Raw genomic sequence first — 22,129 nt, forward strand, 5'->3', positions numbered from 1 at the left:
TACTGACATCGCAGCGGATACCGACCCAGCCTGTGCGGGCTGACAGCATCACACGCGCCTGTTTACCTGAAAAAAAGCACGACCGGGGTGTTTTTCGTCCCGGCTCTTGCTCATGAATAGTCACGGGCCCCGAAGATGGCGGTCCCGACCCGCACCATGGTGCTGCCGTGGGCAATGGCCGGCTCGAGATCCTCGGTCATCCCCATCGAAAGGGTGTCGACGCTCGGGTATTGTTGCGCAAGCTCGGTGAACAGAGCCTGCATGCGCGCCATCTGGGCCGCCAGCACCCCCTCGTCGCAGGTATGCTCGGGGATGGCCATCAGGCCGCGCAACCGCAGCCGCTCGCTTTGGGCCACCAGGGAGGCCAGGCGGAAAATCTCTTGCTCCGACGTACCGGATTTGCTGCTCTCTCCGCTAATATTGATTTGCAGACAGATATTTAGCGGCGCGAGCCCACTCGGTCTCTGGTTGTTGAGGCGTTCGATGAGCTTGTCGCGATCGACACTTTGAACCCAGTCGAACCGCTCCGCCACCAGCTTGGACTTGTTCGATTGCAGCGGGCCGATAAAGTGCCACTCTATGTCTGTACAGGCGTTCTGCTCGCGCAAGGCATCAATCTTGAGCGCGGCCTCCTGGGCGTAGGATTCGCCAAAGCGCCGCTGGCCGGCGGCATAGGCAGCCTGAATGTCCCCCAGCGGCTTGGTTTTACTGACAGCAAGCAACTGGATGTGATCTGGGCTGCGGCCAACACGCCGGGCAGCCTCTACAATACGTTCCTTTACCTGAAGCAGGTGCTGGGCAATCTGGCTCATATTTCGTTCGTAATCTTGTGATGGGAGAATAACAAATCTATGGATATCACAGAGTTATTGGCATTCAGTGTAAAGCATAAGGCCTCGGATCTACACCTCTCGGCCGGGGTCCCCCCGATGATCAGGGTTGATGGGGAGGTTCGCAAGATCAATTTGCCCGCCCTGGATCACCGGGAAGTCCATGCTCTCATTTACGACATCATGAATGACCACCAGCGCAAGGAGCTGGAGGAGAACTTCGAGGTGGACTTCTCCTTCGAAGTACCCGGCATGGCACGCTTTCGGGTCAACGCCTTCCAGCAGGCGCGCGGCTCGGGCGCCGTGTTTCGTACCATCCCGAGTACCGTTCTGACCCTGGACGATCTGGGGGCGCCGGAGATATTTCGCAAGATAGCGGAGTACCCTCGCGGCCTGGTGCTGGTGACTGGACCCACCGGCTCGGGCAAATCCACCACCCTGGCCGCCATGGTCGATTACATCAATGACAACTTCCACCACCACATCCTCACCATCGAGGACCCCATCGAATTCGTGCACGAGAACAAGCGCTGCCTGGTGAACCAGCGGGAAGTACACCGCGACACCAAGAGCTTCAGCAACGCCCTGCGCTCGGCCCTGCGGGAAGACCCGGATATCATCCTGGTAGGTGAAATGCGGGACCTCGAAACCATCCGTCTCGCCATGACCGCCGCCGAAACCGGGCACCTGGTGTTTGGCACCCTGCACACCTCCTCGGCTGCCAAGACCATCGACCGTATCATCGACGTCTTCCCCGGCTCGGAAAAGGACATGGTGCGATCCATGCTCTCCGAATCCCTGCGGGCGGTCATCTCCCAGACCCTGCTCAAGCGTATCGGTGGCGGCCGGGTGGCGGCCCACGAGATCATGCTGGGGATCCCGGCGGTGCGAAACCTCATCCGGGAAGACAAGGTGGCCCAGCTCTATTCCGTCATCCAGACCGGGATGACCCACGGCATGCAGACCATGGACCAGAGCCTCAAGCAGCTGGTCAACCGGGGGGTCGTCGCCTCCCTCGACGCCAAGGCCAAGGCGGTCGATCCCAATACCATTTAAGCTCGCACACCCAAGGAGTCGCCATGAACATGGATGTTCTGCTCGCCGCACTGGTTGAACAAAAGGGCTCGGATCTCTTCATCACGGTCGATGCCCCCCCGACCCTCAAGGTCAACGGGCGTTTGGTGTCGCTCGGGCCGGCTCCCCTCGACAAGACGACGGCGCTGGCGTTGATCAGGGAGAGCCTGGACGAGACCCACTTCGAGCGCTTCCTTCACACCCGCGAGGCCAACTACGCCATCCAGCGGGGCTCGCTGGGGCGCTTTCGGGTCAGCGCCTTCTGGCAACAGGATATGCCGGGCATGGTGCTGCGCCGCATCGAGACCCGCATCCCCACCTTTGACGAGCTGGTGCTGCCCCCCATCCTGCAGGAGGTCGCCATGGCCAAACGCGGGCTGGTGCTCTTCGTCGGCGCCACTGGCGCCGGCAAGTCCACCACCCAGGCGGCCATGATCGGCTTTCGCAACCAGCACGGTGACGGCCACATCCTGACGGTGGAAGATCCGGTGGAGTTCGTCCATCAGCACGATCGCTGCCTGGTGACACAGCGGGAGGTGGGGATCGACACCGCATCCTTCGATGTCGCCCTCAAAAACTCCCTGCGCCAGGCCCCGGATGTCATCCTCATCGGTGAAATCCGCTCCCAGGAGACCATGGAGTTCGCCATCCAGTTCGCCGAGACGGGGCACCTCTGCCTCGCCACCTTGCACGCCAACAATGCCAACCAGGCGCTGGATCGCATCCTGCATCTGGTCCCCCAGGAGAAGCACCGCCAGTTCCTGTTCGATCTCTCCTTCAACCTGCGCGCCATCGTCGCCCAGCAGCTGCTCCCCTCCGCTCACGGGCAGCGCCGGGTCGCCGCCTTCGAGATCCTGCTCAACACCCCGCTCGTCACCGACATCATCCGCAAGGGAGAGATGCACAGACTCAAGGAGGTGATGACCAAATCCGGCGAGCTCGGCATGCAGACCTTCGATCAGGCGCTGTTCGGCCTGTTCTGCGCCGGCCAAATTGGCTACAGTGAGGCCCTTGCCCATGCCGACTCCGCCAACGACCTGCGACTGCTCATCAAGCTGTCGGGTCGCGAGCAGCTGGGCGCAGGCACTCTCGACAACGTGACCCTGGATGAATAAGGGGCGTGCGTCATCGCTAGTAAAGGACAGTTATGCTGATTGTGGTTTCCCCGGCCAAGACGCTGGATTACGAGTCACCCCTGGTGACCTCCCGTTTCACCCAACCCGAACTGCTGGACCACTCCGCAGCACTGATCACCCGGGCTCGTCAACTGAGCCCGGACCAGATCGCCAGCCTGATGAAGATCAGCGACAAGCTCGCCGGCCTCAACGCCGCCCGCTTTGCCGAGTGGCAGCCTGACTTCACGCCGGCCAACGCCCGCCAGGCGCTGCTGGCCTTCAAGGGGGACGTCTACACCGGTCTGGCCGTAGAAGATTTCAGCGAGGCCGACCTCGACTTCGCCCAGGCCCACCTGCGCATGCTCTCCGGCCTTTATGGCGTGCTGCGGCCGCTTGACCTCATGATGCCCTACCGCCTGGAGATGGGGATCCGCCTCGACAACCCGCGCGGCAAGGACCTCTACCAGTTCTGGGGCGACATCATCACTGAGCACCTGAACAAGGCGCTGGCGGCCCAGGGGGACGACGTGCTGATCAACCTCGCCTCCGACGAGTATTTCAAGTCGGTGCGCCCGAGAGCCCTGCAGGGGCGCATCATCACCCCGGTCTTCAAGGACGAGAAGAACGGCCAGTTCAAGATCATCAGCTTCTACGCCAAGAAGGCCCGCGGCATGATGGCACGCCACATCATCAAGCATCGGCTCACCCGGGTGGAACAGCTGACCGGTTTCAATGCCGACGGCTACTACTTTGTACCGGAAGAGTCCGACGCCAATACCCTGATGTTCAAGCGCGCTGAAAATTAATTACACATTCAAGGGAACCAAGTCGGAGATCCTCGGGTCTGACTCTGTGAATCCTCTGTTGTAAGCACTTTTTGTTGGCCGACGTCCTTGCGTCGGCTTTTTTCTGCGCCTCTCTCAGGCCACTCCCCAGGCAGCAGACAGCAAAACGGCCATCCTGGGATGGCCGTTTCAACTGTGCTCGGGGGCATTACTTCTTTTTCTTCTTTGCCGACTTCTTGGCATCCTTCGGCTTTTTCTTCTTCACCGGCACCCGCGCTTCCTTGTGTCTGGGGCGCAGCTCATCGATCACCCGGCGCTTGAGGCGCTCCTCGGTGTAGCGTTCGATCTTGGCGACCATGGCCATGTCGTGAGCTTCCACCAGGCTGATGGCGCAGCCACGGTTGCCGGCACGACCGGTACGACCGATGCGGTGCACATAGACATCCGCGCCGTAGGGCATGTCGTAGTTGATGACATGGCTGACGTTCGGCAGGTCGATGCCGCGGGCGGCCACGTCGGTGGCGATGAGGAAGGGCACCTCCCCTTCGTGGAACTTGCGGATAGACTCGATGCGCTTGGCCTGCTCCATCTCGCCACGGATCCAGGCGCAGGGCACGCCTGCCGCCTGCAACTGGCCGGAAAGCTCCGCCAGTCGCTCACGGGTCTTGACGAAGATGATGGCCTTCTGGGTTTCCGGGTTTTTCAGGATGTGCACCAGCAGAGCCAGCTTGTGGGCGGCATCATCGGCCAGGTGGATCCACTGGGTGATGGGGCGGCGCTCGCTGCGGGGCGGCTCGGCGTGCAGCTCAACCGGGTCTTTGAGGATCTCGCTCGCAAACTTCTCGAGGCCGGCCCCTTCCAGGGTGGCGGAGAAGAGCATGGTGTGCTTGCGGTAGCGCGCCTCTTCCACGATGCGGTTCACGTCCTTGATGAAGCCCATGTCCAGCATCCGGTCCGCTTCATCCAGCACCAGCACCTCGATGTCGTGGCTCTCGAACTCCTCTTTCTCGATGTACTCGAGCAGACGGCCCGGGGTGGCCACCACGATGTCGGTGGTCTTGGTCAGGGCAGGCAGCTGCTCTTCATGGCTGACGCCACCGATGATGGTCTCGATGCTGAGATGGGTGTGCACCGCCAGGGCCTTGGCGTGAGCACTCACCTGCAGCGCGAGCTCGCGGGTCGGAGTCAGGATCAGCATGCGGCACGGACCCGGCTTGCGACGCGGGAAGTCCAGCAGGTGCTGCATCGCGGGCAGCAGGAAGGCGGCGGTCTTGCCGGTTCCGGTCGGCGCAGAAGCCAGAATATCGCGGCCGTCCAGGGCTGGCTCCAGCACCATCTGCTGGATGGTGGTGGGGCGGGTGAATCCCATCTCGGCCAAGGCCCGACTGAGGGCTGGATTCAGGTCGAAATCATCAAAGGACTGGCTCATGGCAATACTCGGTCATTAAGGAAGCGGCAGATTATAGGCGATTATGCCGCCGGCTCCTATGGTGACTGTGGCTTAGCCGCTATAATCGCCGGCCATTTTCCGCGGGCAGGCACAGGAGGAGGGCCGAATGGGGCGCAACAACGGTTTCACGTTCAAGCAATTTCACATCGATCACGACCGCTGCGCCATGAAGGTCGGTACGGACGGCATTCTGCTGGGAGCCTGGGCGCCAGTCGACAGCGCCCGCCGGGTGCTGGACATCGGCACCGGCAGCGGCCTCATCGCCCTGATGCTGGCCCAGCGCAGCACGAACGACTGCCACATAGACGGGGTGGAACTGGATAAGGATGCAGCCATGCAGGCCCAGGAGAATGTGGCGGCCTCCCCCTGGCGTGAGCGGGTCACCATCATAGAGAGCGCCATTCAGGATCACCTCGCCCCCCCTTACGATCTCATCGTCTCCAACCCGCCCTATTTCCCGGCAGGCCAGACACTCCGCGATCCGGCCAGGGCTCTGGCCCGTCATACCGGGGGGCTCGCCCCCAGGGGATTGCTGGCCGCCAGCGATCGCCTGCTGAGCCGTACCGGACAACTGGCCCTGGTGCTGCCCACGGCGATGGCGGATGAAATTTTATGCATTTCGTCGAGTTATGATCTGTATGAGCGTTGTTATCTGGCTGTTACCACCAGAGAGGGGAAAGAGGCAAATCGTGTTTTATTGCTGCTTGGCAGAGGATTAAACAAGTGTGAGAGGGGTGAAATTGTGATCCATTCTGCCACGGGAGGCTATTCCGACAGATATATCCAACTAACCAGCCCCTTCTATTTGAAGATGTAAATTTTGCCTTGAACTATTTTTTCACATCATTATGCTGACTGCTAAATGAGCGCCCGCTCAAGACCAGTTCAAACCACTGGTCGCGATGAAAAAACCAGCGGGGCTCTTTTTTTTACCCCCGGAAAGTGCCGGTCACTGACAAATAAAAAACTATAACAAGCAATAGTTTACAAGACAGACGAGGTTGAACTTGACGAAATCACTCACATTGTCCGATGTACTCGGATTGGGCTTCATGACCTTTGCGTTCTATCTGGGCGCAGGCAACATCATCTTCCCGCCCCTGGCCGGCTTCATGGCGGGTGAGCACCTCTCCCTGGCCATGCTGGGCTTCCTGGTCACCGCCGTGGGCCTGCCCCTCATCACCATCATCGCCGTCGCCAAGGCTGGCAACGGCTGGGCCGGCATGACCAAGCTGCTGCCGACCGGCGTGGCCACCGCACTGGCCGTCGCCATCTACATCATCATCGGCCCGGCCTTCGCCGCCCCCCGTACCGGCCTGGTGGCCTACGAGATGGGCCTCAAGCCCTTCCTTGGCGACATGGGGCCATCCGGTCTGGCTGCCTACACAGTACTGTTCTTCGGCGTGGCCATCTTGGTCTCCCTGAACCAGGGCAAGCTGATGGATGCCATCGGCAAGTACCTGACCCCGCTGCTGATGCTGCTGCTGCTGACTCTGGCCATCGGTGTCTTCGTCGCACCGCAAGGAAGCATGCCTGCCGCATCCGGTGACTACCAGAGCACCCCCTTCGTGAAGGGCATTCTGGAAGGCTACAACACCATGGACACCCTGGCGTCCCTGATGTTCGGCGCCCTGATCGTCGACCTGCTGCGCCAGAAAGGCATTCATGACTACCAGAGCCAGTTCAAGTACCTGGCCATCGCGGGCATCATCTCCGCCATCGGTCTCTCCGTGGTCTATGTCTCCCTGTTCCAGCTGGGCAACACCGCTGCCGGCGTCGCCACCGACGTGAGCAACGGCGGTGCCATCGTCAACGCCTACGTGCTGAGCCTGTTCGGCCAACCGGGTCAGTTCATCCTGGCTGCCATCATCACCCTGGCCTGCTTCACCACGGCCGTCGGCCTCATCTCCGCCTGCTCCGACTTCTTCCACAACCTGACCGGCATGAGCTACAAGAAGCTGGTCGTGCTGCTGGGTGTCATCTGCGGCGTCGTGGCCAACGTGGGCCTGAGCCAGCTCATCAGCCTCTCCATTCCGGTGCTGGTCGCCATCTACCCGGTTGCCGTGGCGCTGGTGCTGGTCACCTTCCTGAAGGGTTACTTCGGTCGCCCCCGCCTGGTGTTCCGCTCCGTGCTGCTGGTCGCCTTCCTGTTCGGCTGCCTGGACGGCCTGGGCGCCGCCGGCATGAAGATGGATGCTTTCGCCTTCCTGCCGCTGTTTGACAAGGGCCTGGCCTGGTTGCTGCCGACCCTGCTGGCCTGTGGCCTCGGTGTCATGGTGCGTGGCAATGGCAAGCTGGCAGCAGAAGCAGCCTGATAACAGATCTTGACCAAATAAAGAGGCCAGCATTCGCTGGCCTCTTTTTTGTTGGTGCAATCTGGTCCATCCGTTGTGGAGAGCGCTCCTCAGAGTACGGTTGCTGGCTTGGGTTTGCCTGCAAGACCGTACCAGTGATGCTCAAACCGGCCCTCATGCCAGCGCAGGGTGCCCCAGGGCTGGTCAGCCTGCCAGCGCGGGAAGTTGATCTCCACGCGGTTGTCTTCGTACTTGTAGAGAGAGGTGCTGATCTCTATATCCGACAGGATAAGCAGCACCACCCCACCGATGACACTCCATTTCAGCATCTTCCACATGGCGATTACTCGAAGCAGATCTCGATGGTGGCACGGCCATACTCCGATTCGAACGGCATCATGATCTTGGCGCCGTCGGCCCGGTGAGTGATGGTGTGATTGGGACCGGAGACGATGACCGGGGTCGCCATGTCGAACTCATAGCCCTTCTCCCCCAGCATGCGCTTGGCGCCGCCCGTCACCATGTTGGTGATCTCGCCCACCATGTCGGTCACTTCCTCGTTGATGGTGGCCGGCGCCTCCCCCAGCATGCGACGCATGATCTCCAATGCCAGCCCCTTCTCGAAGCTGATGGAGAGGGAACCCCGGGTCTGCGGACCCACCATGCCAATCAGGCCGGAGACATCTCCCCGAGCCAGCTCGTCCGTCTTGCGCTTGGGCGCGCCCGGTTTGAGTTCCAGCTGTGCCATGGTGGAGAGCACGTTGAGCAGGGAGAGCAGGAACGGGTTTACAAAATCAGCCTTCATCTTGACTTCCTACGGTAACGGAACAGCGGGCACATTGACCATGGGCTTCTATGGTCTTGTTGGTAATAGTAAAACCATGCTGATGAGCCTGCTCGGAAAAGGCGCCGTCGATGGCGGGATCGTGCAGCTCCACTACCTCACCGCAACGATCGCAGATCAGCAGTTGCATCGGGTGGGCATGGTCGAAGTGGCAGCAGAAGATGAAGGCGTTGAGCGACTCCACCTTGTGGGCAAAGCCCTGTTCGAGCAGGAAGTCGAGCGCCCGATAGACGGTAGGCGGTTTGGCATGAGCCTCGGTCTGCTGCAACTGGGCCAGCAAATCATAGGCACTGATGGCATTGCCGTGGGCGGCAAGCAGCCGGAACACCTGGCGCCGTGTCGGGGTGAAACGGATCCCTCGCTGCTCGCAGAGGCGTTCCGCTCGTTGTAGAAGTTGGTCTTGATTCATGTTCACGCAGATACCCTGTCAATTAGCCGGATACTATCACAGGGCCCCCAGTGCGCGGCGACAAAATTCATTTTCTGGGGCTGTCTCACGTTGTGATAGAATCCCGCCCCTTGTTTGGCCAACCCGGATGATTTTTATGCAGGCGCAGCGCTTTTCCATCGCCCCCATGCTGGACTGGACCGATCGGCATTGCCGTTATTTCCACCGTCTGATGACCCGCCAGACCCTGCTCTATACCGAGATGGTGACCACGGGCGCCATCATCCACGGCAAGGGCGACTATCTGGGCTACAGCGAGCAGGAACACCCTCTCGCCCTGCAACTGGGTGGCAGCAACCCGGCAGACCTGGCCCGCTGCGCCAGGCTCGCCGAGGAGCGCGGCTATGACGAGGTCAACCTCAACGTCGGCTGCCCTTCCGATCGGGTGCAAAACGGCCGTTTCGGCGCCTGCCTCATGGGCGAACCCGCGCTGGTGGCCGATTGCGTCAAGGCGATGCGCGACGTGGTCAACATTCCGGTCACCGTGAAGACCCGTATCGGCATCGACGAGCAAGACTCCTACGAGTTCTTGCAGGCCTTCATCGAGCAGGTTAGGGACGCCGGTTGCGATACCTTCATCGTCCACGCCCGCAAGGCCTGGCTAAGCGGCCTGAGTCCGAAAGAGAACCGCGAGATCCCGCCCCTCGATTATCCTCGCGTCTACCAGGTCAAGCAGGATTATCCGGAACTGACCATTGCCATCAACGGCGGGGTGACCAGTCTGGAACAGACTCTTGAACATCTGCAGCACCTCGACGGGGTCATGATGGGCCGCGAAGCCTACCAGAATCCCTACATTCTGGCCCAGGTGGACAATCTGGTGTTCGGCGAGAACCATGCCGTGCCAAGCCGCCATGAGGTGGTGCGGATGATGCTGCCCTACATCGAACAGGAGCTGGCCAAGGGCAACTACCTCTCCCACATGACCCGCCACATGCTGGGGTTGTTCCAGAACATGCAGGGGGCGCGCGCCTGGCGTCGCCATCTGAGCGAGAATGCCTGCAAGCCGGGGGCCGACATTCAAGTGGTGCTGGACGCCATGGCCAAGGTGCCGGAGTTCGCGCCGGCCGACGCGGTGGAGTGATCATGTACCGCTTCACCGGATCCTGGCTGCACAAGGCCCTGGTGCGTCTGTGCGCCGGCCTGCTCACCATTCTCGGCATCAAGCTCAGCGCCTTCTATTTCATCGGGCTGCTGATCGTGCTGGGGCTGCACCGGGACCAGATCCTGGGCTAAGCGCCCCACGCTCCCGAACAAGAAAAAGCCGGCGCCCCTGCGCCGGCTTTTTTGTCACCACGGAGGTGACCCGACAGTCTGGCCTACTCTTCCTGAACCATGAACTGGAGTTCAGGGGGAGAAGAGGTCAGCACATCGGCGCAGTAATCCCAGGTCGAGATGCGGTAGTGCTGCAAATCTTCATCCAGGTGCAGTCCATCGGATTCCTGATGGAACCAGCTGGCGAAACGGGACGGGGTGATGAGCTGGATCTGCTCCTCGATGACGTGGCTGTCACGCCCCTCCGCCAGATCACAATCCTCCATCACCCGCACCGCGAAGATGTGGCGAAAACTCACCCGGCACAGGGGCAACGGAGGCAGATCGATGCTGCGAGCACGCCCCAGCATGACGGTCAGGGTGTCGCTCCAGATATCCTGATGCAGTTCGGCCACGACCAGGCCGGGAGGGAGTTGACGAGAGGGAGCCCAGGGGACGGCTACCTGCCGAATGGCACTTTTCTGTTCCATATCCACCTCGCTACAGCGCATGCCATATCCTGAGTGTATCTGAAACAAATTTTGACGAAGATGGCAAGAAAAAACCCGGCACAAGCCGGGTTTCATTTGATTACAAGACGACCTTATTTGACGGCGTCTTTCAGCGCCTTGCCAGCCACGAAGGACGGCACATTGGCAGCTGCAATCTGGATCTCTTTACCGGTTTGCGGGTTGCGACCGGTACGGCCCGCGCGATGGTTGACCTTGAAGGTACCAAAACCCACCAACTGAACGGCATCGCCCTCTTTCAGGCTCTGGGTAATACCATTGATGATCTCTTCCAGAGCGACTTTGGCCTGAGCTTTGCTCAGGTCTGCTTTGGCGGCAATTGCATCGACAAGTTGAGCTTTGTTCATAACATTTCCTTTATGATCGGGCATTTAGCACCGGGCCACTCTATTCAAAAAAAAACACTCAGGCAAAGGCTTTATCAGCCGGATTGGCTTGAATGCTGGGGTTTTCATCAAGATCTGCGGAAATAGTCACATATATCGCCCCCTTGTCCCCTGGATGGGCGACAGGATGCGAAGTACCGGTGGGGAGATGCATGCAAATCCCCGCCTGATGTAACAATATCCCTACACTCCTATTGACGGTCAACTGGATTTTCCCTAGTTATAGGAGTGTCGTCAGTCGATGAGAATGACCGGAGGCGTGCGACCCGAGTGCCGCATGCCATGCCCATGGAGGGACTATGTTAACTGAACTGGAAAAAACCAAGCGCGCACTGGCAGGCAAGCACAGAGCAATAGATGACTGGCTGGATGCCAGACAGGCGTTGCTGGTCGAGTACATGCGACTGGCAGGCCTCATGCCCGCCAAGTGCAAGCAACGCACCCTCCCAGGCCATGTAGAACTGCAACGTTTTTGCGAACAACTGGTCGATTACGTCAGCGCAGGCCATTTCGAGATCTACAACCATGTCGTCACCGCCTTTGAGCAAGCCAGCGGGGACAAACTGGAGCTGGCCAAGCGCATCTACCCCCATATCCGTGCCTGTACCGAATTCGCACTGGAGTTCAACGACAAGTACAGCAACGCCGACGAAGCCCAGTTGCTGCAACTGGACGAGGATCTGAACCAGCTCGGCCCCGTGCTGGAGGACAGGTTCAAACAAGAGGATCGGCTGGTCAAGGCGCTGCAGGTGGTGGAATCCCTCAGCCATCAGCAGGTCTGATATTCAATATCGGAGCCAGTTCAATATCCTGGCGTGCCAGCTGGATTACACTCTGCAACATGAAGAATGAGCATCTTGCTCGCACGCAGACCGGAGACGACCATGGCCGAGCGCCGCCACTTTACTCGGATTTTTTATTTGACCGCCGCCAAGCTCACCCAGGGTGAACACCAGTGGCGCACCCAGCTGGTCGATGTCTCCCTGCAGGGAGCCCTGCTGCTCAGACCCGAGGATTGGGTCGCCAGCGAGGACAAGGAGTACGAAATCTGCTTCGTGCTCGGGGGCAGCGACATCGAGATCAAGATGCAGGTCGAGCTGACCCACGAAGCCAGCAAGAAGCTGGGGTTTTACTGCCACCACATCGACATCGACAGCGCCACTCACCTCAAGCGGATGATCGAGCTGAACATCGGAGAGGAACAACTGCTCCATCGCGAGCTGGAGCAGTTGCTGCAAGAGCACCGAGACCACGTCCCCCCCGAATCCTGAGCGGGCGGGCAGAAAAACAAAGGAGCGTCCATACGCTCCTTTTTCATGGTCGATTACAGGGCCTCGAGGGCATCGGAGAGTTTCTTCACCGGCACCACCTCCATCCCCTCGATGGGATGTTTGGGCGCATTGGCATGCGGGACGATGGCTCGGCGGAAACCGTGCTTGGCCGCCTCCTGCAGTCGCTCCTGACCCGAGGGCACGGGCCGTATCTCGCCGGAGAGCCCCACCTCGCCAAAGACCACCAGATCCTTGGGCAGGGCCTGATCCCGGAAGCTCGACACCATGGCCAGCAGCAGCGCCAGATCCGCGCTGGTCTCCTCGACTTTGACGCCACCCACCACGTTGATGAACACATCCTGATCCGCCATCTGCAACCCGCCGTGACGATGCAGCACCGCCAGCAGCATGGCGAGACGGTTGTGGTCCATCCCCACCGCCACCCGGCGCGGATTGGAGAGCTGGGAGTAATCCACCAGCGCCTGCAACTCCACCAGCAGGGGGCGCGTGCCTTCCCAGATCACCATGACGATGGAGCCCGGCGCCTGCTCCTCCCCGCGGCTGAGGAAAATCGCGGAAGGGTTGCTCACCTCCTTCATTCCCTGCCCGGTCATGGCGAAGACCCCCAGTTCGTTGACCGCACCGAAGCGGTTCTTGTGGGATCGCAGGGTGCGAAAACGCGAGTCGTGCCCGCCATCCAGCAGCACGGAGCAGTCGATGCAGTGCTCCAGCACCTTGGGGCCCGCCAGGGTGCCGTCCTTGGTGACGTGGCCCACCATGAAGATGGCCACATGATTCTGCTTGGCATAGCGTGTCAGCAGCGCCGCCGACTCCCGCACCTGGGAGACGGACCCCGGCGCAGACTGCACATCCGCCACGTGCATCACCTGGATGGAGTCAATGACCATGATCTGAGGTTGCTCCTGCTGGGCGATGAGGCAGATCTGCTCGACACTGGTCTCGGACAACATGCGTAGCTTGTCCGTGGGCAGACCCAGCCGACCAGCCCGCATCGCCACCTGTTGCAGTGATTCCTCACCGGTCACATAGAGGGTCTTCATGCGCTGCGCCAGACCGCACATGGTCTGCAGCAACAGGGTCGACTTGCCGGCCCCGGGGTTGCCGCCGATGAGAATGGCCGAACCGGGGACCACGCCGCCACCGAGTACGCGGTCCAGCTCCTTGAAGCCCGAGCTGAAACGGGGGATCTCCGTGGTGGCGATCTCCGCCAGGGTCTGCACCTGGCTGCCGACGGCGCCCGCATAACCGGTATAGCGAGCGCTCTTGCCGGGTGTCGTCACCCCCAGTCGCACCTCGGTGATGGTGTTCCATTCCTTGCACTCGCTGCACTGGCCTTGCCAGCGGGTGAAGTCGGCTCCACATTCGGAACAAACATAGGCGGTTTTGTTTTTGGCCATGGATAACTCGGGGACAGGATGAATTCCTGCTTGATATACTTGTTTGCGACCGGCAGATCAAACCCAGAATCGGAAAAGTGACTTTCCGCGGCAGGAATACATGGATTCAGAACAACCACTACATCTGATAGAACAACTTGTCCCCCTGCTCCGGGAAAAGGACTTCGACGAAATCTTCAACCGTCTGACCCAGAACGAAAATACGAACAGCCGGTTCCTGCTGAAGATGGAACTCAAACGCAAGTGCACCCCCTGTCGGCGCGTCATCGACATGCGCAACGAGCTGGGCACCCTCTGTCAGGTGCATGAGTTCGACGGGGTGACCCACTTCATGCCCGCCGAGGCCATCGAGCTGTTTCAATCCCAGTGCTACCTCTACCGGGACAGCTACACCCTGGGGGTCTACGAGGCGCTGCAAGCCTGGTACAAACTCAACCAGGGGCGCAGCGACAATCTGGCGCTGCCCATCAGCCCGTTTCGTCCGTTCGATGTCAGCGCCATCCCCTTCGCCAGCCATTACGGGCGACAGGAAGAGCGCATGCACTTCAGCTCTCCCATGGTGCTCCAGCTCGCCAACGGCGAGAAGATCCTCGCCAAGAGCTCCGACATCTCCCTCGGCGGCATCCGGGTATCCGTGCCCTATCTGCCCGACTACCAGACAGGCGACCTGATAGCCGTCTTTTTCACCGGACTGGAACGCGATCATCCCCATCCCCTGCTGCGTGACCCGGTCAGCTACCAGATCCTGGGGGAGGAGAGAAAAGAGGACAAATTCTGGCTCAGGCTGCTCAAGAACGGCGAGCATCCGGTGTTCGACGAGTTCCTGCGCGACTTCATCGAGCGCAACCGCAGCCGCTATCGCGTCAGCGTCGACTACCTGCTCTCCGCCGCCGTCATCAAGGGGTATGAGCAGTTCTATCTGCCGCGCATGACCGGCATGCCCCTCTATTTCGGCAAGGGCAGCGTCCCCGCCCTCGAGATCGCCTTGCGCACCGAGAACAACCAGCACATTCTCGAATACTGGCGCGATGCCAAGAATCGCGACATGCTCGCCAGCCTCTTCACTGCGGCCCGCATGCCCTCGTTGCTCCCAGGCAAAGAGGGGCTGCGCGAGACGCTGATCTACTGCTTTACCCATGCGGTACGCAGCCACCTCTACTTCTTCTCCGCGACCCGGGAGGAGCTGGAACATAGCGGACTGACCGCGCTCTTCTTCCAGATCGGCGCCCGCCGCCCCAGCTGGCGGGTGTACAAGTTCAGCATGGAAGCCAGCACCCTGCGGGAGGCCGACCTCGACAACCCCCAGGGCGGGGCGAGCCAGTTGCAGGACAGGCTGCTGCGCGAGCGCCTGGCCCAGCTCGGATACGTGGGCATGCTGCAGGAGATAAACCTGGACAACCAGCGTGACGAGTTCCAGCGAGAGACCAGCCAGGAGCCGCTCAACGCCAACGCCTTGCAGCGCTTTGGCCATGACATCCATGCCGCCCCCTTCGAGATAGAGACGCTGCACTATGTGCAACTGCGCAAGGAGGCGCGCTACATGCACAAGACGGCCATCGTCTTGCATCACAAGGAGCGATCCTGGGTCGGCTGGACCCGAGACATCTCTGCCCACGGCATGCAAATCGAGCTGGAGGAGCCGTTCGACGGGGAGAAGGGAGACATCATCACTGTGGCCCTGCCCCGTTTGCAGGAGCTCGCCAGGAACATGGACCTGCAACGCCTGCCCTATCGGCTGGTCAGCCTCAACCTGAGCAGAACCGTGCTGCATCTGTGCATCGAGGGGACGGCTGAGCGCCATACCGGCCACCAGTTCTTCAGCCTGCTTATTGAAAGCAACCAGAACAAGCTCAAGACCACCCGGGAGTTCAATCGCTATCGCGGCATGGCCAGGGCGCTGCGCAACCTCTACACCCACCACCTGTTCAACACCCCCGTCTATGTGAACAAGCTCAAGGCCGCCCCGAAACTGGCCGCGGCCGGCCTCTCGCCACAGCCACGCAGCCTTTCCCGTCTGCTGCGCATCTGTGCCGAGCAGGATCAGCAGTTGAACCTGTATCCCCTGTTCCAGGGGGCACTGCTCAAGGCCCTGCTGCTCAATCCCCTGCGCGCCATCGAGCGGGAAGACAAGCCGGAAGAGGAGGAGGTCTACATCGCCGCCCTCCACTCCCAGGGGGGAACCCCCCTGTTTCGCAGCCACCTGGCCAGCAGCTTCAGCTCACCGGATCAAAAGCGCCGTTTCATCGAGCTGGCCCGGCAACAGGGAGAGTTCTATTCGGTACTGGTGGGTATTTCGCGCACCGGCCGCCCGGACACCAGCTTCATCGCGGGTGAACTGGACTACATCGCCAAGTTCGCCATTCACAAGGCCAAGAAGCTGGAAGAGGAGCTCTGGAGTGTCGTGGGCGTGGGTGAACTGACCGATACCACCGAGGCGACCCTGTTCCGCCTTGGCATACCATCCGGGCCCCGCTAGCCAGCAGGGCCGGGAGACAACAAAAAACGGGCACGCAAGTGCCCGTTTTTTTGTCTATCAGGCAGCCTGGGGGTTGCGCAGCCAGGCGAGGATGTCGGGGAAGTGATCCTCCTGTGCCTGGGGCGCCGTCAGCATGTTGATGTGGTCGTAATCGAGCCGGTTGCCGTTGTCCCGGCCAAGGCGGGTATGGCGGGCGGCCGACCCCATCTCGTCGCTGAAGCGGCGCACGTCGACGGGGTGGCCAAGTACCTTGTCCGCCTTGGCGGAGATCATCCAGAGCGGGGGCCAGTTGACCCGGCTCGCCGCCTCGTCATAGGCGAAGCCGTCAAAGGGGTCCAACCAGGGCCCGCACTTGACCCAGGGGATGGTCTCCTGCAAGTAGCGCAGGGGCTCATCATCGGCCCCTATCTTCAACCGGCGGGCGGCCAAAAACCCCCGGCGGCGCGCCAGCCAGGGGGCGAGCCGGTTCCAGATCAGATCCACCTTCAACCAGCGCTCCGGGTTCTGCACCGAGACCCCCCGCTTGGTGCCGAAGAACACCAGGCTGGCAACCTGCTCCGCCAGCTCGGGGAAGCGCACCAGGGTCGAGGCCATGATGACGCCGCCCCAGGAGTGGGCCATCCAGTGCACCCGGGCACCGGCATGGCGGGTCGATACCCAGTGCTGCAGGGCGGGCAGATCCTCGGTGATCAGCTCATGCTGGCCGTGGCCGGCCCGCTCGGCGATGGTCGGTGTGCTCAGACCCCGACCACGCAGATCCGCCACATAGACCTGATACCCGTGGCGAGCCAGAAAGCAGGCAAGCCCCTTGCCCGATTCGGTGTAGAAGATGCGGCCGTTCTCGATGGCCCCGTGCACCATCAGGATGGGGTCGGCATGCACCGCGACACCGGGCTGGATATGGCGCACATGGAGTCGATGCTCACCGCAGGGGACAAACAGGGATTGCTGTAACAGTTCCATCTCGTGATCGGCTCCTCCTTGAGCGGGATCAGCACCAGCGTCGGTCGCGACAAGCCAGGGCGCCGAGCAGGCAGAGCACCCCTTCCAGATCGTGGTGATTGAGGGTCGCCGCCGCCTGGGCACGTACCAGGGGTTTGGCATGAATGGCAATGCCAAGCCCCGCCACCGCCATCATCTTGAGATCGTTGGCACCATCGCCGACCGCGACCGTCTGGGATGCAACCACCCCGTACTCCGAGGCCAGCTGTTGCAGTGCCTCGGCCTTGGCGGCGGCATCGACGATGGGGCCGCTCACCTTGCCGATCAGCAAGCCCCCTTCCACCGCCAGCTCGTTGGCGAAAATGGCATCCAGACCCAGAGCACGCTGCAACTCGCCGGCAAAGCGGGTGAAGCCACCGGAGGCGATCGCCACCTTCCAGCCAGCCTGCTTGAGGGCATCGACCATGAGTGGCAGGCCCGGCATCCAGGGCATGTCGGCCGCCACCTCGTCGAGGATGGTGACCGGCGCCCCTTCCAGCAGCGCCACCCGGGCACGCAGACTGTCGGCAAACTCCAGCTTGCCCTGCATGGCCGCCGCGGTAACGGCCGCCACCTGCTCACCGACCCCGGCCAGTCGCGCGATTTCGTCGATGCACTCTATCCTGATCGCGGTGGAATCCATGTCCATCACCAGCAGACCGGGCTCACTCAGGGTAGGCAGGGCGGCCAGATGACACAGGTCGATGTCCCACTCCTGGGCTTTGAGCGCCTGCACCAGCTCGGGGGAGAAGCGGTTGGTGCCAAGCAGCAGCAGTGGAATACCGGCCTGCTCCCCTGCGGGATAGAGGCTGGCCTCGAGCCCCTGGGCATCCAGCTGCTGGGCCAGGCGGGCCAGATGACCGGCCTCCAGCCCCTTGCCAAACAGGACAATCCAGGCGCTGTCATGGGCGTTGGCCGCGGGCAGCAGGGCTTCGTTGGTGAGCTGCCAGCAGGGGGCACAGCTCAGGGCCCCGGACCAGTCGTGCAGGGAGCGGGGAAGTTGGGACAACAACATAAGAGAGACGCCTTCCTTGGAAATCATGGGGTTCATCATGCGGGCCCAGAGTAGCGTATTGCTTTTTGTACAGGCAAGCGCCAAGATCCCGCCTGCGGTGCGGGCAGACATGGAAACAGACCACCCTGTTTCCCGCTTCGCGGCACCGGGGCACCAGCCAGCCCCGCTCATCCATTACCAGAGGCCCGGTTCTGTGCGTCATCTTCCCATCAAACGTGTTGTCAGCCTGGCGGCGGGAGTCCTGCTCGGTCTCTGGGTGCTGGTGCTGCTCATCCACATGCAGGGAGAGAGCCAGGCCGCCCTGCACGCGGCGGCACGGGACAGGGCACAGGCGCTGGTCGCCTATGCCGCCCGGGACATGCGCCGCTGGATCAAGGAGGACAAGGAGAGCGAACTGGAGAGACTGGCGCAGGATCTGGCCGCCGAGCCTGACATTCTGGACGTCACCCTCTATGACACCCGCGGCATTCCCCTCGCCCAGTCGGACAACGCCCTGCCGCTGGACAGCCTGCTGCCCATCGGCAGCGACAACAAATCCCTGCCGGAGCAGGGCAAGGGGCGCATCCAATTCGTCCAGGAGATCCAGGACGGAAACCTGACCCTGGGTTATCTGAGGATCACCCTGGAAGAGCAGAAACTGCTGGCCGCACAGGATACCCATCTCAAGGTCAACCAGGAGAAACAGCGCCTGATGCTGCTGGTGATGTTGCTGGCCGGCCTGCTCATCTCCTACGGGGTGCGTCGCAACTACATGCGGGTGCGCAAGCACAAGAAACAGAGCAAACCCGCCGCTCCGCAATAAGCGGGAGTGGATCACATCCTCCGGCTTGTATATAACACTGGCAAGATCACTGGCAGGAGAGCCACATGATTGCCCCCCCCTTGCCTCGGGATGAACACAGTCGACTGGAACGACTGCGCATCCTCGGCCTGCTCGACCACGAGCCCATCGATCAGCTTGATCGCCTCACCCGGCTCATCACCCGGCATTTCGCACTCCCCATCGCCATGGTCTCCCTGACCGACGTGAACAGGCAGTGGTTTCTCGCCCGCACCGGGGTCGATATGTGCGAGATCAACCGGGAGTACTCCTTCTGCGGTCATGCCATTTTGCGCCCCGACATCATGCAGGTACCGGATGCCAGACGGGATCTCCGCTTTGCCGACAATCCGCTGGTGACCGATGATCCCGGCGTGGTCTTCTACGCCGGCCGCCCCCTGCGCGCCCTCGATGGCGTGGTGCTCGGCACCCTCTGCCTGGTGGACCATGTGCCGCGCCATCTCGATGAAGAGGCCTGCCGGGATCTCGACGACTTCGGCCGCCTGGTGGAGAACACCCTGCACGATCTGGAGCGGCGCCACCAGGTGCGCACCCTCAACCAGGTGCTGGAAGACAAGGAGCATCTCTTCACCCTCACCTTCAACCAGTCGTCGGTGGGCATGGCCCTCTCCTCCCTCGAGGGGAAATGGCTGAGAGCCAACCCGGGGCTGGAGCGGCTGCTCGGTTACAGCGAGCATGAGATGCTGAGCCGGACCTGGCTCGCCATGACCCATCCCGAAGATCTGCAACGGGAGCAGCCCCTGTTCGATGCCCTGATCGCGGGGCAACGGCAGGATTACCGGCTGGAGAAGCGGATGATCCGGGCCGATGGCACCCAGTGCTGGGTCCAGCTCAGCGTGACCCTCTGCCAGAGCCGCACCATGGCCCCCCACATGATCGCCGTGTTTGCCGACCTCACCGAGCGCAAACAGGCCGAAGCCGAACTCGTGCGGCTGCAGCAAGGGCTCGAGCAGCAGGTGCAGTCACGGACCCGGGAGCTTTCCCGCACGGTGGAACAGCTGCATCAGGAGATGCGCGAGCGCGGCGCCATGCAGCAGCAGCTGTGGCAGGAGCAGCGCCGCTTGCAGCACATGCTGGAGCACACCAGCAATGCCTTCCTCGAGCTCGATGCCGATTTCATCATCACAGGCTGGAACCCGGCCTCCACCACCCTGCTCGGCTGGCACGCCGACGAGATGCTGGGCCGTCCCCTCTTCGGGCTGCTCGGCGCCGAGCATCCCCTGCTGAGCCTGTCAGGCAACCCGCAGAGTCCGCCACGGCGGCTGGAGTGCGACATCATCACCCGCACAGGCCGGCACGTCCCGGTCGAGGTGATTGCCGAGCGTTACCAGTTCGACGGCAAGGTGCGCATCGCCCTGTTTTTGCACGACATCACGGCCCGCCGCCAGGTGCTCGCGGAGATCGAGCGTGGCCGTGCCCGACTGCGGGCCATCACCGATGGCCTGCCGGTCACCATCAGCATGGTGTCGCCCGAGGGGCGTTACCTGTTCGCCAACCAGGCCTATTGCCGCTACTTCGGGCTCGATACCGAACAGATGCGGGAAATGAGCGTGCGGGACGTCATCGGCGAGGAGGCCCACGGCAGGGCCATGGCCTATGTGGCAAAAGCCCTCGCCGGTGAGCAGGTGAGTTTCGAGCACCGTTTCGATCTCCCCATAGGCCGACGCGACCTCAGGATCACCATGATCCCGAGCCGGGGCGACGAGCCCGGGGTCTACATCCTCGGCAGCGACATCACCGAGTTCAAGGCGCTGCAAAGCCAGCTGGAACACGAGGCGGCTCACGACCCCCTCACCGGCCTGCCCAACCGGCGCGCCTTCACCCTGCGCCTCTCCCGGGAGCTGGAGCGGGTGCGTCAGAATGCCGAACCCCTGGGCCTGCTGTTCCTCGATCTCGACGGCTTCAAGGGGATCAACGACAGGCTGGGACACCACGTCGGCGATGCTCTGTTGCAACGCTTCGCCCAGGTGCTGAGTGCCGAGGTGCGCCCGGGGGACATGGTGGCGCGCCTGGCCGGCGACGAGTTCACCATCATACTGCCCGCCTTGCGCCAACCGGCGCAGGAGCTGCCCGCCCTGTGCGAGCGGCTGCTGGCGGCCATGGCGGTTCCTGGAGACGTGGCCGGTCATCGGCTGCCCCTTGCCGGCAGCATAGGGGGCGCCCTCTGCCACTCGGGCCAGTATTGTCACATCGACGATCTGCTGCACCGGGCCGATGCCGCCATGTACCAGGCCAAACAGGCGGGCAAGGGGCGCTTCGCCCTCGATCTCTGACCGTGCTTCGCAAAAATGCAAAACGGCGGCCCGAGGGCCGCCGTTTTTTATACGCGAGGGGGATCAGTTGTCACCCAGCAGGACGGAGTCCAGCGCGATTTCGATCATGTCGTTGAAGGTCAGCTGACGCTCTTCGGAGGTGGTCTGCTCACCAGTACGGATATGGTCGGAGACGGTGCAGATGGTCAGCGCCTTGGCACCGTACTCGGCGGCCACGCCATAGATACCGGCGGCTTCCATCTCGACACCCAGGATGCCGTATTTTTCCATGACGTCGAACATGGAGGGGTCCGGGGTGTAGAACAGATCGGCGGAGAAGATGTTGCCCACGCGCACGGCCACGCCCTTGTTCTTGGCGGCCTGAACGGCATTGGCCACCAGGTCGAAGTCGGCGATGGCGGCGAAGTCGTGGTCCTTGAAGCGCAGACGGTTCACTTTGGAGTCAGTGCAGGCACCCATGCCGATCACCACGTCACGCAGTTTCACGTCTTCACGCACGGCACCGCAGGAGCCCACGCGGATCAGGGTCTTCACGCCGTAGTCGGTGATCAGCTCTTTTGCGTAGATGGAGCAGGACGGGATGCCCATGCCGTGACCCATGACGGAGATGCGACGACCCTTGTAGGTGCCGGTGAAACCGAACATGTTGCGCACGTCGCACACCTGCTCGACGTTCTCCAGGAAGGTTTCGGCGATGTACTTGGCACGCAGGGGGTCGCCCGGCATCAGCACGGTATCAGCAAAGGCGCCATCTTTCGCATTGATATGAGGAGTTGCCATTCTCTTTATTCCTTCACACTAGGTTGAGTTTTATTGTCTTTATGGATTGTCCGCTGCCTGCGCG

At 61.7% G+C, this 22,129-nt stretch carries 23 protein-coding genes; 12 read left to right on the forward strand and 11 right to left on the reverse strand.

Annotation, left to right across the window (positions count from 1 at the left end):
• Window positions 1-110: 110 nt before the first annotated feature.
• Window positions 111-812 (reverse strand): YggS family pyridoxal phosphate-dependent enzyme, encoded by a 702-nt coding sequence (locus AB5Y93_RS07220; protein WP_042014924.1) that lies wholly within the window; start codon window positions 810-812, stop codon window positions 111-113.
• Between the two features lie 39 nt (window positions 813-851).
• Between AB5Y93_RS07220 and tapT the strand changes: the two genes are divergently transcribed.
• From tapT to yaaA, 3 genes are read left to right on the forward strand one after another with little or no spacing between them, the layout of a single operon-like run.
• Window positions 852-1,886: a type IVa pilus ATPase TapT gene (gene tapT, locus AB5Y93_RS07225; RefSeq protein ID WP_010673050.1), complete on the forward strand. Its 1,035-nt coding sequence runs from the start codon at window positions 852-854 to the stop codon at window positions 1,884-1,886.
• A 23-nt stretch (window positions 1,887-1,909) separates the two neighbouring features.
• Window positions 1,910-3,019: a PilT/PilU family type 4a pilus ATPase gene (locus AB5Y93_RS07230; protein WP_041214461.1), complete on the forward strand. Its 1,110-nt coding sequence runs from the start codon at window positions 1,910-1,912 to the stop codon at window positions 3,017-3,019.
• Window positions 3,020-3,051: 32 nt separating this feature from the next.
• Window positions 3,052-3,825, forward strand: a complete 774-nt coding sequence (gene yaaA / locus AB5Y93_RS07235) for a peroxide stress protein YaaA (RefSeq protein ID WP_214003124.1) — start codon at window positions 3,052-3,054, stop codon at window positions 3,823-3,825.
• Window positions 3,826-4,012: 187 nt separating this feature from the next.
• Here yaaA and srmB read toward each other — a convergent pair whose 3' ends face one another.
• Window positions 4,013-5,233: an ATP-dependent RNA helicase SrmB gene (gene srmB / locus AB5Y93_RS07240; protein ID WP_041210934.1), complete on the reverse strand. Its 1,221-nt coding sequence runs from the start codon at window positions 5,231-5,233 to the stop codon at window positions 4,013-4,015.
• A 127-nt stretch (window positions 5,234-5,360) separates the two neighbouring features.
• On the opposite strand from srmB, the gene AB5Y93_RS07245 reads away from it, so the two are divergent.
• Window positions 5,361-6,071 (forward strand): tRNA1(Val) (adenine(37)-N6)-methyltransferase, encoded by a 711-nt coding sequence (locus tag AB5Y93_RS07245; RefSeq protein WP_201895057.1) that lies wholly within the window; start codon window positions 5,361-5,363, stop codon window positions 6,069-6,071.
• Window positions 6,072-6,261: 190 nt separating this feature from the next.
• On the forward strand, window positions 6,262-7,569 hold the full coding sequence (gene brnQ / locus AB5Y93_RS07250; protein WP_039040015.1) for a branched-chain amino acid transport system II carrier protein: 1,308 nt from the start codon (window positions 6,262-6,264) through the stop codon (window positions 7,567-7,569).
• Between the two features lie 89 nt (window positions 7,570-7,658).
• On the opposite strand, the gene AB5Y93_RS07255 is transcribed toward brnQ, so the two are convergent.
• Genes AB5Y93_RS07255 through zur form a run of 3 tightly spaced genes read right to left on the reverse strand, consistent with a single transcriptional unit; the run spans window position 7,659 to window position 8,801 of the window.
• Complete coding sequence (locus AB5Y93_RS07255; protein WP_368229070.1) at window positions 7,659-7,886, reverse strand: hypothetical protein; 228 nt, start codon at window positions 7,884-7,886, stop codon at window positions 7,659-7,661.
• Window positions 7,887-7,891: 5 nt separating this feature from the next.
• The gene (locus tag AB5Y93_RS07260) at window positions 7,892-8,353 is read right to left on the reverse strand and encodes a chemotaxis protein CheX (protein WP_010673043.1); all 462 of its coding nucleotides are present in this window, start codon (window positions 8,351-8,353) and stop codon (window positions 7,892-7,894) included.
• Window positions 8,343-8,801: a zinc uptake transcriptional repressor Zur gene (zur, locus tag AB5Y93_RS07265; RefSeq protein WP_049636537.1), complete on the reverse strand. Its 459-nt coding sequence runs from the start codon at window positions 8,799-8,801 to the stop codon at window positions 8,343-8,345. The genes AB5Y93_RS07260 and zur overlap by 11 nt, the downstream gene beginning before the upstream one ends.
• 136 nt (window positions 8,802-8,937) lie before the next feature.
• Here zur and dusA point away from each other — a divergent pair, with 136 nt between their 5' ends.
• Both dusA and AB5Y93_RS07275 read left to right on the forward strand, forming a co-directional pair.
• Window positions 8,938-9,924, forward strand: coding sequence for a tRNA dihydrouridine(20/20a) synthase DusA (dusA, locus tag AB5Y93_RS07270; RefSeq protein WP_201926726.1), 987 nt, complete (start codon window positions 8,938-8,940; stop codon window positions 9,922-9,924).
• A gap of 2 nt (window positions 9,925-9,926) precedes the next feature.
• Window positions 9,927-10,076: a hypothetical protein gene (locus AB5Y93_RS07275; protein ID WP_080944170.1), complete on the forward strand. Its 150-nt coding sequence runs from the start codon at window positions 9,927-9,929 to the stop codon at window positions 10,074-10,076.
• Between the two features lie 83 nt (window positions 10,077-10,159).
• On the opposite strand, the gene AB5Y93_RS07280 is transcribed toward AB5Y93_RS07275, so the two are convergent.
• Together AB5Y93_RS07280 and hupA are read right to left on the reverse strand one after the other, a co-directional pair.
• Window positions 10,160-10,585 (reverse strand): hypothetical protein, encoded by a 426-nt coding sequence (locus AB5Y93_RS07280; RefSeq protein ID WP_368229072.1) that lies wholly within the window; start codon window positions 10,583-10,585, stop codon window positions 10,160-10,162.
• Window positions 10,586-10,698: 113 nt separating this feature from the next.
• Window positions 10,699-10,971: a nucleoid-associated protein HU-alpha gene (gene hupA, locus AB5Y93_RS07285; protein WP_005305063.1), complete on the reverse strand. Its 273-nt coding sequence runs from the start codon at window positions 10,969-10,971 to the stop codon at window positions 10,699-10,701.
• A 338-nt stretch (window positions 10,972-11,309) separates the two neighbouring features.
• On the opposite strand from hupA, the gene AB5Y93_RS07290 reads away from it, so the two are divergent.
• Together AB5Y93_RS07290 and AB5Y93_RS07295 are read left to right on the forward strand one after the other, a co-directional pair.
• Complete coding sequence (locus AB5Y93_RS07290; protein ID WP_029313757.1) at window positions 11,310-11,792, forward strand: Rsd/AlgQ family anti-sigma factor; 483 nt, start codon at window positions 11,310-11,312, stop codon at window positions 11,790-11,792.
• A gap of 102 nt (window positions 11,793-11,894) precedes the next feature.
• Window positions 11,895-12,281, forward strand: coding sequence for a PilZ domain-containing protein (locus tag AB5Y93_RS07295; RefSeq protein ID WP_029313755.1), 387 nt, complete (start codon window positions 11,895-11,897; stop codon window positions 12,279-12,281).
• 53 nt (window positions 12,282-12,334) lie between these two features.
• Here the strand turns inward: AB5Y93_RS07295 and radA are convergent, their stop codons facing one another.
• Complete coding sequence (gene radA / locus AB5Y93_RS07300; RefSeq protein ID WP_010673036.1) at window positions 12,335-13,699, reverse strand: DNA repair protein RadA; 1,365 nt, start codon at window positions 13,697-13,699, stop codon at window positions 12,335-12,337.
• Window positions 13,700-13,799: 100 nt separating this feature from the next.
• Here radA and AB5Y93_RS07305 point away from each other — a divergent pair, with 100 nt between their 5' ends.
• On the forward strand, window positions 13,800-16,175 hold the full coding sequence (locus tag AB5Y93_RS07305) for a PilZ domain-containing protein (protein ID WP_368229074.1): 2,376 nt from the start codon (window positions 13,800-13,802) through the stop codon (window positions 16,173-16,175).
• A gap of 57 nt (window positions 16,176-16,232) precedes the next feature.
• Here the strand turns inward: AB5Y93_RS07305 and AB5Y93_RS07310 are convergent, their stop codons facing one another.
• Together AB5Y93_RS07310 and serB are read right to left on the reverse strand one after the other, a co-directional pair.
• Window positions 16,233-17,138 (reverse strand): alpha/beta fold hydrolase, encoded by a 906-nt coding sequence (locus tag AB5Y93_RS07310; RefSeq protein ID WP_223915661.1) that lies wholly within the window; start codon window positions 17,136-17,138, stop codon window positions 16,233-16,235.
• Between the two features lie 28 nt (window positions 17,139-17,166).
• Window positions 17,167-18,171 (reverse strand): phosphoserine phosphatase SerB, encoded by a 1,005-nt coding sequence (gene serB / locus AB5Y93_RS07315; protein ID WP_368229076.1) that lies wholly within the window; start codon window positions 18,169-18,171, stop codon window positions 17,167-17,169.
• A gap of 193 nt (window positions 18,172-18,364) precedes the next feature.
• Between serB and AB5Y93_RS07320 the strand changes: the two genes are divergently transcribed.
• Window positions 18,365-18,973, forward strand: a complete 609-nt coding sequence (locus AB5Y93_RS07320; protein ID WP_319900697.1) for an AhpA/YtjB family protein — start codon at window positions 18,365-18,367, stop codon at window positions 18,971-18,973.
• A 65-nt stretch (window positions 18,974-19,038) separates the two neighbouring features.
• Window positions 19,039-21,285: a PAS domain S-box protein gene (locus tag AB5Y93_RS07325; protein WP_368229078.1), complete on the forward strand. Its 2,247-nt coding sequence runs from the start codon at window positions 19,039-19,041 to the stop codon at window positions 21,283-21,285.
• Window positions 21,286-21,348: 63 nt separating this feature from the next.
• Here AB5Y93_RS07325 and deoD read toward each other — a convergent pair whose 3' ends face one another.
• Window positions 21,349-22,065: a purine-nucleoside phosphorylase gene (deoD, locus tag AB5Y93_RS07330; protein ID WP_005341325.1), complete on the reverse strand. Its 717-nt coding sequence runs from the start codon at window positions 22,063-22,065 to the stop codon at window positions 21,349-21,351.
• Window positions 22,066-22,129: the final 64 nt, after the last annotated feature.

This window comes from Aeromonas sp. R10-1, from assembly GCF_040908465.1.
GTDB lineage: Bacteria > Pseudomonadota > Gammaproteobacteria > Enterobacterales > Aeromonadaceae > Aeromonas > Aeromonas caviae.